The following is a 14,588-nucleotide window of genomic DNA, read 5'->3' on the forward strand; positions in this document are numbered from 1 at the left end:
GTACATCAACGGCTTCTACAACCCACGTAGGCGCCATTCATATCTGGGCGGCATCAGCCCCCTCGCATTCGAGGCCAAGGTGGCATAGTGAGATAGGTGACCGGCACAAAGCCGTTACAAGTCCAGACGTCCGCCAGCGAATGACCGAGCACCCAAACGTCCGACACGCTGACTAGACGATTAAACCAGGCGCGGTTCTGTGCAAGGATTTGCGCGGTGGGCTTGAAAGTATCCGCGAAATATCCGTCGATCAGGTGATAGCCTCCCGCGACGCGGGTGTCGGTATTTTCGTCGATCGTGGGCGTCATCATCTCTTCAGTCCGGCGTTCCCAGCCATGTCCCAGCATGATCGCGGAGTCCGGATCTGCCGCGCGCCCATGAATATGGAGCACTTGGTCGTCGGAAACGCCGTATAGTTGTTGCAGCGTGGGCGTGTAGTTGAACGTCAGGAAGGTCGCGGCCAGGTCGATGCAATGGACGGTGGGCGCGGCCCCTGACACCGGGATCGGCAGCATCCTGATCCATTCGGCGAACCGGCTCCGCATAGTGTTCGACAAGCCGCGGACGATCTTTCCGATCTCATATTCGAAATCGTGATGATAGGAGTCGCTCCAGTCCTCCACGCTGTAGGGCATAAGAAACTGCTCGGCATGATCGATTATTAGATTGGAATCGAAGGTCGCCAGACGCTCCTCGAAGCAGTTCCAAAAATTCTCATCGACGAACAGATAGTCATTGATGAGCCGGGCAACCTCTGGATCGGCAGTTTTGACATAGGCGCCGAAGTCGCTGTAGCGCGACGGAATCCCATGATGAAGATCGAACCCGTTGCCGATTATGAAGAGTTTGTGTGTCATGTGCCCCAATCCCCATCTCCTTGTTAGGCGATCTTAGGCATCAATTCAGTAGGAAAATGCCGGGGGTAAAGGCAACTGGCGGCGGTTTTCTGGCGCCGCGCACTGTCTGCAATCGCGGTCACGCCGCTACGAAACAGACTGTCGTAAAGTCCTATTTCTGGTCTGTAGGGCTCCTTGCTAGGGATATATGAACGAACGAAGGTTTCGAAAAGCCGATTTGCACGCATGAGCGGCAGACCGGTGCAAATTTTGGCAACGGTTGTCTTCGCCCACACATAAGGTCGGACGCTTACGGTGGCCCGTGGGCCCAGCCCGATTGCGGACGTCAGTGCCGATTACTTATAAGCCACGGCAACTCTCTGGACCTAATCGAGGAGGCCATGCCGAAATGAAATTATCGACCAAGACCCTTGAGCACTTGAACGACATCATCACGGGCGATGGGCAAGCCAGCCCCTATCGCAAGGGCCATCAGCTCGTGAATTTCTTCAACGACTTCGGGGAAGGCGACCTTTACGGCCAAGGCTTTCCGGCGCGGCCCGCCTACGTGCGCGAGAAGCTGGATAAGTTCAACGGTACCGATACCATGAAAGGGATCGTCTCCGCCGCCTTCGATTTCATTGGTAACGAAGGTTTCAACGCGGAGGATGCGGCCTATCAGTTTAATCAGTTCTTGGCGCGTGACGGCTTTCGGCTTGTCCTCGCCGATGACTATGGCTGGATGGAGGGGGACAAGGAAGTCAGGATCAATCCGCGATTTGAAGTTTGTCCGCTCAGGCAGCTTGTCCTAGCTTCATCGAGCCTGGCCGCTATCAGTCACGAGGCCATCCAGGAGCAGGTGCGCAAAGTGAACCAGAAGATCGAGTCCGGCGATTATTCCGGCGCGATCACTAATGCGTACACTTTGGTTGAACACCTTTTGAAGCTCTTGCTCGCGGAAACGGCTACAGCCTTCAAAGAGAACGAGGGTGACATCAGGGCGCTCTACAAGACATTACAGCAATCGTTGAACCTTGATCCCGCTAAGATCGAGGAGCCACTAAAGCCCATTGTCGGTGGCCTCCAGACCTTGATCGGCGGGCTTTACGAAATGGCCAACAAAAGAAGTGACCGTCACGCCCGCCGGTTCAATCCGGCACGACACCACGCTAAGCTTACCGTTAACGCCGCCCTCGCTTTTTGCGACTTCCTTGTCGAAAGTCGAGACTACCAGAAGGCGCGAGCCAGCAGCGCCACCAGCAAAGATGCCTCAACATAACTGCACACGCCGCCCATCGCGCCCTCAAGTAACCTGTGGTCTAGGATCATCAGATCGCTAGCTTGTCGCTAACAAGGGTTCCTTTGGACACCTGAACAAACGACCGGTTCTAACGGCCCGGTTAGAGCCCGCGAACGTCAGCAATGGCGGCGTTCTGCGCTTCATCGCATCCGCCGACTTTCCCGTTTCCACACCCTTTCCGGCGGCATGGGTAACCGGATATCGACATTGCTCGAAGGCACCAAATCAATCCGTTGCGGGTTTCGCCGCTTGCGCGTTTCTGACAGACACATCAGGCACCAAAAGCGTTTGCGTATGGCATAAATCTGCATTTCCCAGCCGCGTCGTTCGAAATGCCACCACAGGCCATGCGGATCGAAAGATGCGCTGTGCCCGCAGGCGCAGACAGGCTTTAACGCCTGATGCCACGCGGCGGCTTCGAACAGATGGGTGGCAACCTGCAATCCATCGGCAGACCAGCGGGCCACGTCACAGCGCCAGCCCTATTTGCGTATCCTCTGCCGTGGCGGGTTGCTGTTCGATCTGATCGAGGATTAGAGGGAGCGCGCCAGTTCCTCTGCCGCGTCTTCACGCAGGAATTCGGACGCGGCGGAGATGCCAATGCGAGCCCAGCCCGGCGCGGCCAGTATGGCTTTGGCGATGATAGTGGGTGCGATTCGTTCCATGTGCCAAATGGAACATATAAAGAACATTTGCGCAAGAGGCGGCTTGACTCTGACGGCGCGCGCAGCACAATCGGGTGATGTGCAACCTTTATCGCCTGCGCACCGGCACAGCTGAAATGGCGCAACAGTTCGGCAAGGCCTTGCCTCACGGCACCAACGCGCCCGAAGAAATGTATCCAGGCTATCCCGGCGTGGTTTCCAACGGGATCGATCTGCGTGTGATGACTTGGGGCTTTCCTGTGGTGCTGAAAGGCAAGAAGGGGCAGCAGTTGAAACCCAAGCCCGTGACGAACGCGCGGGATGACAAGCTGCACACGGCCTTCTGGAAAGGCAGCTTTGAAAAGCGGCGCTGCCTGATCCCCGTTACGCAGTGGGCCGAGCCGGAAGGCGATGAAGGGCGCATGACCCGAACATGGTATGCACCGGAGGGCGGAGAGCCGTTTGCCGTGGCGGGGCTGTGGCGACCGACCGACGTCTGGGGCAAATGCTATACCATGGTGATGGTGCCCAGTTCTGAGCAGATGGCCGAAGTGCATGATCGCATGCCCACCATCCTGCGGCGCGAGGATTGGGCGCAATGGCTAGAAGGCTCGCCCGACGAAGCCTTTGTACTGTGCCACACATGGGAAGGGCCTCTGAATGTGGAGCGGACGCAGGATCGATGGGGGGGAGGTGGCTAACAATGGCGATAGTCGACCAGTTTATGACGTTCTGATGAAGTGCCGGGAATGTCGGCCTACGCTAACACCGGTCATTCCAGCCGCCTCGCCCTCTGAACAAAGGACGGTTATGGGACCTCCCGGGTAACGGTCGCTGCGGCGGAAAAGTTAGGGGGAGCGGACTTTCCAAGACAACAACATTGCAGCCGCCCTATTCCGCATTGCACCAATTTCGGGAAGCTCGTGCTCCTCAAAGCCAAGTGTAAGCACCAAGCCATCGACATTCCAAACCGTCGTACAAATCGCAGTTCCCTTGGCACGTGCTGGGTTGGGCGAGATAGGTGAGCAGGAGGCAACCTGTATTCCATCCGATTCCGAACGGCTGGCTGTCGCAGGTGCCGAAGCGTAATAATCCCATTCCATTGGATAATTCGGAATCGGGTAAGACTTTCGAAAATTCAAAAATGAGGAAATTGCCGCTACTTCATCGCCGCAGGCAACTGTTATCATCTGTGCCTGCCCCCTGCCGCAGACATCGTGGCGTGATTGAACAAGAATTCTGTGTGGGGGAATTAAATTGGGATCGGCCGCGAAATCCAAAATGTAGGTGAAAGATGATTGAGACGGTGCTGGCAGCCACGGGATGCGTGCGTTAAAAATCCGATCCCTTGGTATTTGAAAATGCCGTCCATCGACTTGATATTCCGAAGTCGACTTTAGCCTATGGATCGTCACAAGACCAAGGGCAAAGCACAGTGGCAGAGCGGACCATTTCCAGTTCATGAGGGGGCTTTGCACGGATTGACGAACGTCAGCAATAGCACCGTGTCCGGAAAGGCGCTTGTCGGCGAAATTTGGTGGGAAGCGGACGTTGCGATTTGCGCTGGCAGAGCAACTGGCGAGCAAGTTAAGACATTGCCCTTGGTACGTTGAGCGACGGGATGTGAGAGCAAATGTCCTTAGCTATTTTCCGTCTGCCATTCTGCGGCGGTCATAACCTTGCCAGCTTGAGCCTCTATCAGCATTCCCATGAGGACGAGTATATCCAAATTAAAATCAGATGGACTAATTAATATTCTCCCCTTTTTGCCGACAAAATTATATTTTATAAGGGGAGGATTTTTCACGACGTAAACCGAATACGGGCCATCAAGACTCCCCCATTTATGAAAAGATGATTGACCAAATCTCCGAACTTCAATTCCAGATACATAAATAGTCAAATCATTTGGCTTTATCAGCCTTATCGAAAAAATATAAAGCGTCCAAACGAAGCCTGCGATTATAGGCAAAAATATGATCGCGCCAATGATTGGCTTAAACGCGATAAAGAGCATTCCTGCAAATGATATAACGGCGGCCGCAAAGGCGAGGTTGACCAGCGCAAAAACTGGAAGCCACCTACCCTCACGAAAATGAACCGAAGCAGTTTTGTCATCCATTGTGACCGACTATCATGCATCGCGGATTGAATAAATCATTATGGCGGTTTGCATATTGAATCGCTCAGTTCAGAGCCGTGCCGTCGAAACTTGGTGGTTAGCGGACGTTAGCCTTTGCCGTGCGATAAGACTTCAATGTCCATGACTCCAACAGGCCAACGACAGCTCGCGATCAACCTCGTAGTGAGCGACCCAAAGAAGGCATTATCGATTGCTCGTGCAATTGAAGATCCGTGGTTTAACTGCCAAGCACTGGCCTATATTGCGCGATACTGGCCGAATGACGACTATGAACAACTTCTACGCGAAGCGATCAAAGCGTCAGACTCGCAAGTTGACTGGTACAAGCGCGTCGCAGTGTCGGCATGGCCAATACGCGCGTATTTAGAGCTGGGAAACCCTACCCCGGCAAAAAGGCTCCTAACGCGATACACCGAAGCGGCGAATAACATCGAGAACATGGGCGGACGTTCGGAGGCATTGCTGATGCTCTTCCAGGCGGCCAAGCCATTTGACCGGGACCTGTGGGAGCCTGTTTTCCACGCTTTGGTGAAAGCGACGGAGCCTGCGCTTGCGTGGCGACAAACGAGAAACATAAGGAACGCCATTGCCATGGTCGGGCCGGATGATCCCACGCTTTTGCAAGAGGCGATCAAGTGCCTCACGAATGAAAAGACGATCGCGGCGATTAAACGCGACATAGGCAATCGGAAAGCTGCAGAGCCACGACCATTTTTCTGGCTCGACTGAAAATCCGAACTGTTTTCGCGTCCCGCTCAACTCGCAGCCCATGCTGCCGTTCGGCAAGGGCGTCCTGAATGTCCGCAAAGTCCCAAGCCCCGGCATCCCCCTGCACTGCGATGGTGGTGAACATACGACCGGTTCCGACGCCGCTGCCTGGGCCTTTGAACGTCAGGATTGAGGGCGATCCCCACGCTACGCAGAGGCGGCAGCACGCGACCGAGGCTGTGTAAAAACGCGCCAAGGTGAAGATGGTAGATTTTAGCGCGATAGCAGGCTGTGCATGATTTTGCTGAAGACGCGGGCCGCGATCAGGTCCGGATCACTGCAATGAGTGGCTGGACGCCCATCATCTGGATCATCCGCTTCATGTTGTAGGCCAGCACGCACAAACTCATCTCGGTCCTGACGTTTTTGAGTGTCTTGGTCAGAAAGTGGGTACTGCCCATCCAGGATTTGAGCGTGCCGAACACGTGTTCGACGGTTCGTCGCCGGATGCCCATGGCATTGGGTAACAAGTCGAGCCGCCTTTGCATGGCGTCGATGACGGCCTCATGCTTCCATCGTTTGACGCGCTTCACGTATTCAGTGGTACAGCGCGGCCGCAGAACGCAGCTCAGGCAGGCTCTCAGGTTGCGGTAATGGTCGATATCGCCGTGATGGTCCGAGCGTGCCCGCGCCTTGGTCAGATGCTCCCCTGCCGGGCAGGTGTAATGGTCGTGGTTGGCGTCATACACGAAGTCAGCCTTGGTGAAGAGGCCGCGCTGAGCTTTGCCGGAGGTGTCGGTCCTGGGCACGCAGGGGAGAATGCCGGTGCCTTCGCATTCCAGCACCTGCTCGCCGTTCATATAGCCGCGATCGGCCAGGACGGTGATTTCGGGCGCGCCGATGGCCGCTTGCGCTTGCCGGCCCATCGGCGCGAGTTGCGCCCGATCATTGCCCTCGTTCACCACTTCGTGCGCGACAATGAGGTGGTGTTCGGAATCCACCGCTGCCTGCAGGTTGTAGCCTACAATGCCAGTGCCGCGCCCGCTGCTGTTCATGGACCTGGCATCCGGATCGGTCAGGGATACTTGATGATCAGGCGAAGCCTCAACCTGTGCGGCCATTTCCTTCAGGAACCGCATCTGACAGGCCCGACCGCGCAAGCCTGCGATCTTCTCGCGGATCTGTTCGACCCGCGCTTGCGGAACGTCGCTGGCTTCGCGATCGGCACGGTCGAGTGCCGCCAGATACCGGTCGATGCTGGCCTCAACCTGCTCGATCCGTTTGGCAGCTTTGTGCGCCGTGTAGTTGCGGTCCCGGTTGTTTACCGCTTTGAACTTGCTGCCGTCGATCGCGACAGTCGCCTGTCCGAACAGGCTCAGCTGTCGGCAGAGAACCACAAACTGGCTGCAGACAGCCCGAATAGCATCGCCATTATCCCGCCGAAAATTGGCGATCGTCTTGAAGTCCGGTGCCAATCGACCGGTCAGCCACATCAGTTCGATATTGCGCTGCGCCTCGCGCTCCAGTCGTCGGCTCGACTGGATCTTGTTTAGATAGCCGTAGAGGTAAAGCTTGAGCATCGTCGAAGGGTGGTACGCGGGCCGCCCGGTCTGTGCCGGGGTCGCTCCGGCGAGGCCAACTGCCAATAGGTCCAGTTCGTCGATGAATGCCTCGACAACCCGTACCGGATTGTCGTCCGCGACATAATCATCCAGTGACGCTGGCAGCAAAAAGTCTTGCCTACGATCCTGTTCCTCGACGAAACGGCCCATCGCGAAACCTCCCGAATAACCGAGTAACAATACCATAGAATGGCGTTTTTACACAGCCTCGACCAGATTACGACGTTCATCAACATCAACTTCGATGTCTGCATCCAACACAACCTGCCGTCCCTCAAATGAAGCACGGTTTTGCGCAAGGAGTTGCGGCGCGACGAAGCGCGCATACTGGCTGAGATGATTTCGGGCCGACGTTTATTTAGGCGAACACCGGGAACTAAAGCATCGCTCGACCAACGCCTTTCGCGTGCCGCGCACAGATGCATTCTACAGCGACGCCACGCTCGAACAGCCCATGATACAGGAATGTCGACATCGTGCCTGTCTCCAGCACCACGCGCGCCAGCTCGGTGCAATGCCTGTTGAGCCATTTGGCCAAGACGTCGGGATCACTTGCGACGACATCGCGTCGCAATACCTTGCCGTCAGCATCGACCACGCACATATGCGTCGTCTTGTCACTCACGTCCAATCCTGCATAAATCGCCATCGGTCACCCTCCTGCATTGAAGCGCCAAGGCGACTTCGTACCATGTACGAGGGTGACTAAATCAATTACGCGGTGTCCCACACTCAGTCATTCGGTTACCGCGCGGCGACGGTGAACGACCAACAGTGCCGACGACGGCACCAACGGCCCTGAAGGGCACGGATTTGCGCGGGATCATGGGGCACAGCTTTGTTGGTTTGAGCGTGGCTTGGTGCCTCTTTTCGCTCTGCCGATTGGTACATTATGTGCCCGAGCCTTTTCGGCGAAACCCTATCAATCATCAGTCCGCATGCTTGTCTCCGTCCAGCGTCTTGGTGCGTTGTTGACGACGTAAATGGGTTCGGTTGCCGGAGGCATCATCATCATGGCGCAATCCTGGACCACCCTGGCAGCATAAACGCTGTTGGTCATTTTCAAACTCTCTCGCAGGCGCTTCCGGATCACCTGGGGGGCGATCTGGGCATCTTGCTTCATTGAGAACCACTCAGGGAGCGGGGCTCCCTTGTAGCCTTTGTGCAATAAACGGTTGCCAATCCCAAGCATCCGCTTGTGCCGCTTTATCGCATTTTTCTGCAACTGTCTGTAGTGTTTAATATCGTCCCCTTCATCATCAAGCCATAGGTGGGCGTGATACCAAGATGTATAGCCAACTTTTCCTGGGGTTGGTGATTTTTTCAATAGTGACGCGGTTTTTTTGTAAATGTTTTCACCAAAAGTAGAGCCGTGCGATAATTCAACAATTTTTTTGAAGAGTGTATCTCCTGCCGGTGCTTGATCTCCTCGCTGGCCTTTTATTACAGGTTTTATCGCGGTTTTGAATGCGGCTGGGTGACTGGCTTCGATCCAACAATACATCATGGCAGCCATGGCGCTTTGTACTTTTCCGTTGATCGCCCCGAGTCGATATTTCCGCTCCGGGTCAGCAGCATTCCAAGCCCTTGCCTCTTTGGCCAACATGATCAGGCCTGCCATTGCGTGCTGCCGCCAAGTCATACCGTGGAATGTAGCTGGGGAGCCTTTTTTATGATGCATAGGTATTTGGCCATCATTTTTATGGTATTCTTTCCAATACCTTGGGTTGGCGCAGATTCCATTGCCAATGAACTTTGCCGTGCGCAAGTCGGGTGGGGCGTTGAATAACTCAAACGCGTCATTTCCGGCTTGTGCCAGAACGATAGTGGTTAACGCCGCCGCGCTTCTGCTCCAGGCGCTGCATTTGCGTCGATCAGCCGATTTCAGAACTGTTGCCGTGGGAAGCAGGGCGGAAGCGCTCAAAATGGCCATTTGGGTCATTCGGCGTATGGCAAAGTGTTCTGCTTTATCAGTGGCAAGTGTACCGATGGTCTCACGATATTCTTTTATGGTCAATTCTTTTCCACGTGCGTCGAATGCTAATAGGGCATGAGCTCCAATGTTTTGTCCAAGTCGAGCAATTTCTGCGAAAAGGGCAATAGCGTAAATGGGGCGGAGTGCATTGTTCTGATTTGTTGCCGTCCACCTGTTCTTGACGGAATTTGGCCAATCTAATTCAAGTAGGCTCGGGTTCTGCATCAGGACATTTTTCAGCTCCTTACCCAAAAGCTTCTGAGCTGTTGCAGGGTCGTTTTCTTTTAGCACAAAGAGAAACTCTGCGATGTCACGCGGGCTGTGCCCAGTGACTGCAATCAGGAACTCTGAGCGCTGTGCAAGGGCTCCAGTTGAGCGCGCGAAAGGATCTTTTCCTCCAGGCGTTGACGAGTGGCCCATTTCTTCAAGGATTTTGTCGCTCTCGTCGTCAGGATAGATATTCAGCTGGCGCCAAATGCCGGCTTCAAGTTGCTGCGCGTCCATGTTCATGGACAGAACTGGTTTCATTTCAAATTCGGTCACGTCTGCGCCATAGGTAATAGCTAAATGAGACTGGCGCGCTATGCCAAAGCGGTCGAATTTTTTGTCCAATCTCGCATGAACGTCCCAGCCACTTCGTAGAATGTTCGGAAGCATTTCATTGCGCTTTGATAGAGAAGACGCCAAAGCTGTCCATCGCTGCTCTACAATTTTTATATCATTCAAGATGGTCATAATTATTCCATTTTCGGCGTAATTTTTACAATCCAGCGATGCCGAGCCGGGCAATATCTGCACGCAAAATTTCTATTTCCTTATTTCTCTGGGTAGTTTGTTCATCGATCCAGCTTTCCATGAGACGGCAAAGATTATTCAGAATTGCCGCATGGGCCGCAATTTCACGCCACACGGCAATATCATCCGAGGCGTGCGCAAGACGTTCTGTCTCGATTTTTACGAGCTGGAAGCACTTTTCGTCGATGGCGACTTGGAGATCATCCATCGACGAAAAGTGCAGCGTCATACCTTCGATTTCGAGGTACTTGCCGCCCACTGCTTTTAGCTTTCGCTAGCATCGTTGGCAGGGCTGTGAAGTTCAGGTTCGAACCGAACATTAGCCCCGTTGATCTTCAGCCAGTCATGGGCTTCACCCCGGGTGAGACGACTGGGAGTCTGGTTAAGTTCCAGTGCGTCCACGGTGCGGAGGATCAGCATCCATTGGAGCTTGCTCGCTGGCTTGTCCCGCCAGGTCTTCTTATCGGGGTTCTCTGCTGCCCAGCGCTCGAACGACTTGCATTCCTCCTCGTAAGCACGACGCGCTTTTTCATAAAGCGCCATTTTGCCTTGTTCGGTCCAGCTGGTCAGGTTATCTTTTACAGCAATGAGCTCGAGTTCGGCGATAGAGCACGAGGGATTCTCAGGCGCGTATTCTTTCAGCATATAATAGTATTGACGTGGCTGCATGGATCGCAGGTAATAGCGCGCTTCGCTCATTTCCCCATTGTAGCCTATTTCTCGGTCGTGTGCGGACAACCGATGGGCATGCCACGCCGGTGCGCGGGCTGTAGATTGCTTAAGTTGTGCGCGAGCCATGCGCGCCTCGCGTTTCGCTTTGGCTAACTTTTCTGCAGCAATCGCGGTTAGTTGTTGGGCCTTTTTTATCGCGCGCATTTTGCGGATGTCGTCAGCATCGTTATCCATCGATTGTCTCCTGATTTGATGGATCATCTGCATATCAGGGAGGGCACGGATGAGATTGGGGAGGGTTAGTCGCTTTTTGTGGCCAACCAAGCATAGGCTAGCCATCGCGGCAGCTTAAAATTGGGTTGGTTACGTTACCAGTCCAGCGGTGTACCCGTCAGCCGCTTGCAAGCACGTGCCTGCGTCAAGTCTTCAAGCGGCAGATTGAGGCTGAGGATAGTCGAACTACGTTCGTAGCGCTGGAAGAAGGTCTTGCCTCGGCAGCATGGGCTATGACCGTGTCGGTGGCATAGCTCAAAGTCGAGCCGCCACATTTATAGGTGCAAGCTGGGGCTGCCCGTTTTCACCGACGTTCAGCCCCAGCTTGCAATCGCGGACTACGTGGAATCTGTTTTTCCGCGCCACACATAGGCGTTTGTAGGTCCCATGAAGCCTGCCGTGTCGCAAGTGCACTAACCCTCCCGTCTCCAACACGCACTCTGCCAGCTAATATTCATTCAGAAAGGATGGGGTGAGGGATTTAGGAGAGGGGGGGATGCGAAAGAAATGTTGACCACTGTCAACGTCGCGTCCCGCTCTTTCGCCCCCCCTCTCCCTGGTTGATGAAAGGCAAAGGCACCGTGCAGGTCATGAGCGAGACGGGTATTTGGGCAAAAGCCGATGCTGCCGCATTTGCCATGTTGATGGGGGGAAATCGCACCGGGCGCCGTTTGCAGGCGGCCGAACGCACAATGGCTGGCGCGCGTGAGCGCATTGCCAAACTTCGTCGGCAACTTTCTATGATGACGGCAAAAGCCAACGAAATGGCGACCAAGGCCATCGAGCGCGAATTCAACAATTCGCGATCCGCCTGGGGTAGGACCCTTCGGGTCCGGATCAAACCTGGCTCGATCAAGATGCCCACCAAACCCAAACCATCTGCAAGCCCGCAGCCGGCAAAACAGCGCCGGGCCCGGCGTGCGTATAAGGCACCGATTATCGATCGGCGCGGTCGCACCGCCATCTATTTTCGCATCCGCTATATCGGCTTGAAATCTAAAAAATGGCGGGCCGGACTGACAGCCGATCACGCCCTTTATATCCTGCGGGAAGATGCCCTTCAGGACGGCGAATTGGGTGTCATTTCCAACATGGGCGAGAACGCCGCCGAGATCGCCAATTGCTGGCGGGCGCTCGAGGCGGTGGAAACCGGATATCGCGCCAATGCGATCATGCAATATCGCATCGTCATGAACCTACCGGCAGGGCTCACCCCTGCGCAAAGGCATCACGCGGTCCAACATTTTGCCGAGCGTACTTTTGGCAAGAGCGGTCTGCCTTATGTGGCTGCCGTCCATAAGCCGGATGAAGGCGGGGATTCGCGCAACTTCCATGCCCATATCTGTTTCTCCACGCGGCCTTGTGAAAGGATCGATGCTGGCGAATGGCTGATCAGCGAGGAGAAGGTCAACGGCCTGACAGATCCTGCCGGCCTGTTTCGCATGCGCGCCCAAGCGGCTGCGCATTTAAACCTTGCCTGTCATCACGCAGGTATCGCCGCCAGATATACACACCAGTCCTACCGTGATCGTGGTATTAATGCAGTCAGGCAAGAGCATGTCGGCCCTCATGCCATGGCGGCTTTCGAGCGAGGCGAGCCGGTGGCGGTGATTGAACGCAACGAGGCCATTGTTGTTGCCAATGAATTGGGCATCGAGACAGACAAGCGGCAGGCCGAAGTGGATCTTCTTGCCCGGCTTACGGCATGCTTGCAGCAACAGTATCAGCTCGTCGCCAGTAAGGCGGCCATTCAGAAAATGCGCCATCGCGTGGAGGCTGTAGCGCAGCGGGCGGCGGCCATCGGGTCCTCCAAAACCAAGGCGGCGGTGATCGAGCGGCAGCAAGTCGAAACAATCCTGGCGCGTTCCACCTGGCTGCTCGCGCAAAAGAAGGCGCGGCATGCGACTTTGCCGAGCGCCATCGCTGGATCGATTGCGGTAAGGGCGCAAGCTTTGGCCCAGCAATTGGCGAGCGTGAACGAACAGCGCCGTTCCCTGAATAATGTCAAAATCTACCTGAAAGGCGTCCAGCGATCCTTTGCCCATCATCAGGCCCGGGTAGAGCAGCAGCGCCTTGCCAAGGCCGAAGCATTGGTGGCGACCGTCATGCCGCGGCCCTATCGCATGGAGAACAGACAGCTGGTCCCGGATCTGTCCGGTATGACGGCGGCACAACAAGCCCTCATCCGATCGGTCGATCGTCAGGCGATGTTTATCGCATTCCGTCGCCGCCATGAGGAGGATTGTCTTGCCGACGAGGCCAAGGCGATCGCGGCTGCAGCCGAGCGTCAGCGCCAGTTCAAGCTGGAAGCCGAGCGGCTGGCAGCGGAACAGGCCCGTGAACAAAGGCTGATCGAGGAGGCCTGTCGGATCCTCGACAAGGCTGCCTCCCGTCCATACCGTTTTTCCGGAGGCACGCTGACGGTGGACCTGTCGAGCTTGAACGAGGTTGAGCGATCCACTGTTATCGACGCCGGGATTTTCTCGGACGAGATCATGCAGGCGCTGCAGGAGCGCGCGGCGCGGGACAAGGCCGCCGACGATTTGAAAACCACCCAGGCGCTGGCCCTCAGTTTGCAACAGGCTCAAGCTGCTGCAAAGGCGCAGGCGATGGCCGCAAAGGTTGATCCTCCAGCCAGGCAGGAGGTCATGCAGTCGCCTCCGCCTCCGCCTCCGCCACAGCCACAGCCACAGCCACAGCCACAACCACAGCCTGTCGCCCAGCCCGGCTTTGTCGTGGGCGCGCTGAAGAAGATTGAAGAGACGAGGAGCTTTATCTTCTCTCGCGATGGGCAATTGGGCCTTGATCCTCAAGCGGCAGCGGACATGGGGCTGGATGATCAATTCTTTAAGGACGCAGGTGTTCAGATGTGGCTTAAGCAGCTGTACGAGCCGCAGCAGGCCGATGTGTCTGTGTTCATGGGGCATCTGGAAGAGCAGCCTGATCAATTCCATTATGCACCGGGCCAGTCCGGGTTCCTCCCCGAGGCGCCAGCGCCCGTGCGCCAGGCATTTGCCCGCTGCGATACGCCGGAATTCCAGGGTATTTTGGCCAACTATATCGAAGGCAATGCGCAGCTGAAGGCGCGACTTGAGGCCGCCAATCGGCAGCGGCAGCAGCATGCTGGCCAAAGGCTGGTCCCGCCGGGCGCGCAAAACGCGCCGTTGGCTGACACCAATCCGGCAAAGCCGGGCATGGCGCCTGATAGTCGCGCCGGGTTGGCCGCCGATCAGGCGAAGCGCGTTCCCGCCGCCACGGTCAAAATCAAGACGACGGCCGAATGGGATCAGACGCCTGCGGCGGAGGGTTCTGGCAGGCCGCAGGTGGCCACCCAGCCATCTGCGCCAGATTTGTATGATAATTCGGCCTTTGTCGTTAGCGCTGTGTACAGGATCCTAGAGGCCGGGAGCTTTATCTTCTCTCGCGATGGGCAATTGGGCCTTGATCCTCAAGCGGCAGCGGACATGGGGCTGGATGATCAATTCTTTAAGGACGCAGGTGTTCAGATGTGGCTTAAGCAGCTGTACGAGCCGCAGCAGGCTGATTTGTCTGTGTTCATGGCGCATCTGGAAGAGCAGCCTGATCAATTCCATTATGCACCGGGCCAGTCCGGGTTCCTC

Annotated in this window: 13 protein-coding genes; 4 read left to right on the forward strand and 9 right to left on the reverse strand. The window is 55.7% G+C overall.

All coding sequences use genetic code 11. The annotated features are described in order from the left end of the window. Nucleotides 1-53: 53 nt before the first annotated feature. The gene (locus tag EOE18_RS17750; protein WP_127712028.1) at nt 54-857 is read right to left on the reverse strand and encodes a bacteriophage abortive infection AbiH family protein; all 804 of its coding nucleotides are present in this window, start codon (nt 855-857) and stop codon (nt 54-56) included. Between the two features lie 388 nt (nt 858-1,245). Between EOE18_RS17750 and EOE18_RS17755 the strand changes: the two genes are divergently transcribed. After that, complete coding sequence (locus EOE18_RS17755) at nt 1,246-2,115, forward strand: abortive infection family protein (protein ID WP_127712030.1); 870 nt, start codon at nt 1,246-1,248, stop codon at nt 2,113-2,115. A gap of 554 nt (nt 2,116-2,669) precedes the next feature. On the opposite strand, the gene EOE18_RS18965 is transcribed toward EOE18_RS17755, so the two are convergent. Next, entirely contained in the window at nt 2,670-2,801 is a 132-nt protein-coding gene (locus tag EOE18_RS18965; RefSeq protein ID WP_281278051.1) for a DUF6771 family protein, read from the reverse strand. Nucleotides 2,802-2,878: 77 nt separating this feature from the next. On the opposite strand from EOE18_RS18965, the gene EOE18_RS17760 reads away from it, so the two are divergent. After that, nucleotides 2,879-3,481 (forward strand): SOS response-associated peptidase, encoded by a 603-nt coding sequence (locus EOE18_RS17760; RefSeq protein WP_127712032.1) that lies wholly within the window; start codon nt 2,879-2,881, stop codon nt 3,479-3,481. A 147-nt stretch (nt 3,482-3,628) separates the two neighbouring features. Here the strand turns inward: EOE18_RS17760 and EOE18_RS17765 are convergent, their stop codons facing one another. Together EOE18_RS17765 and EOE18_RS17770 are read right to left on the reverse strand one after the other, a co-directional pair. After that, nucleotides 3,629-4,243 carry a hypothetical protein gene (locus tag EOE18_RS17765; protein WP_127712034.1) on the reverse strand — a complete coding sequence of 205 codons (615 nt, stop codon included), beginning with the start codon at nt 4,241-4,243 and terminating at the stop codon, nt 3,629-3,631. Nucleotides 4,244-4,419: 176 nt separating this feature from the next. Next, nucleotides 4,420-4,902 carry a hypothetical protein gene (locus EOE18_RS17770; RefSeq protein WP_127712036.1) on the reverse strand — a complete coding sequence of 161 codons (483 nt, stop codon included), beginning with the start codon at nt 4,900-4,902 and terminating at the stop codon, nt 4,420-4,422. Nucleotides 4,903-5,043: 141 nt separating this feature from the next. On the opposite strand from EOE18_RS17770, the gene EOE18_RS17775 reads away from it, so the two are divergent. Continuing rightward, a complete protein-coding gene (locus EOE18_RS17775; protein WP_127709343.1) occupies nt 5,044-5,652 on the forward strand; it encodes a hypothetical protein in 609 nt (202 codons plus the stop codon). Nucleotides 5,653-5,954: 302 nt separating this feature from the next. Here the strand turns inward: EOE18_RS17775 and EOE18_RS17780 are convergent, their stop codons facing one another. From EOE18_RS17780 to EOE18_RS17800, 5 genes are all read right to left on the reverse strand, one after another. Further along, nucleotides 5,955-7,403: an IS1182 family transposase gene (locus EOE18_RS17780; RefSeq protein ID WP_127712038.1), complete on the reverse strand. Its 1,449-nt coding sequence runs from the start codon at nt 7,401-7,403 to the stop codon at nt 5,955-5,957. 226 nt (nt 7,404-7,629) lie between these two features. Next, nucleotides 7,630-7,902 carry an IS110 family transposase gene (locus EOE18_RS17785; RefSeq protein WP_127712040.1) on the reverse strand — a complete coding sequence of 91 codons (273 nt, stop codon included), beginning with the start codon at nt 7,900-7,902 and terminating at the stop codon, nt 7,630-7,632. Nucleotides 7,903-8,175: 273 nt separating this feature from the next. Next, entirely contained in the window at nt 8,176-9,963 is a 1,788-nt protein-coding gene (locus EOE18_RS17790; RefSeq protein WP_127712042.1) for a hypothetical protein, read from the reverse strand. A 25-nt stretch (nt 9,964-9,988) separates the two neighbouring features. Continuing rightward, a complete protein-coding gene (locus EOE18_RS17795; RefSeq protein ID WP_127712044.1) occupies nt 9,989-10,282 on the reverse strand; it encodes a hypothetical protein in 294 nt (97 codons plus the stop codon). Nucleotides 10,283-10,287: 5 nt separating this feature from the next. Further along, entirely contained in the window at nt 10,288-10,929 is a 642-nt protein-coding gene (locus EOE18_RS17800; RefSeq protein WP_127712046.1) for a hypothetical protein, read from the reverse strand. Between the two features lie 629 nt (nt 10,930-11,558). Here EOE18_RS17800 and EOE18_RS17805 point away from each other — a divergent pair. Beyond that, nucleotides 11,559-14,588, forward strand: a 3,030-nt coding sequence (locus tag EOE18_RS17805) for a MobA/MobL family protein (protein WP_164852815.1), incomplete at its 3' end; no start/stop codon positions are given.

This window comes from Novosphingobium umbonatum, from assembly GCF_004005905.1.
In the GTDB taxonomy this organism is placed as follows: domain Bacteria; phylum Pseudomonadota; class Alphaproteobacteria; order Sphingomonadales; family Sphingomonadaceae; genus Novosphingobium; species Novosphingobium umbonatum.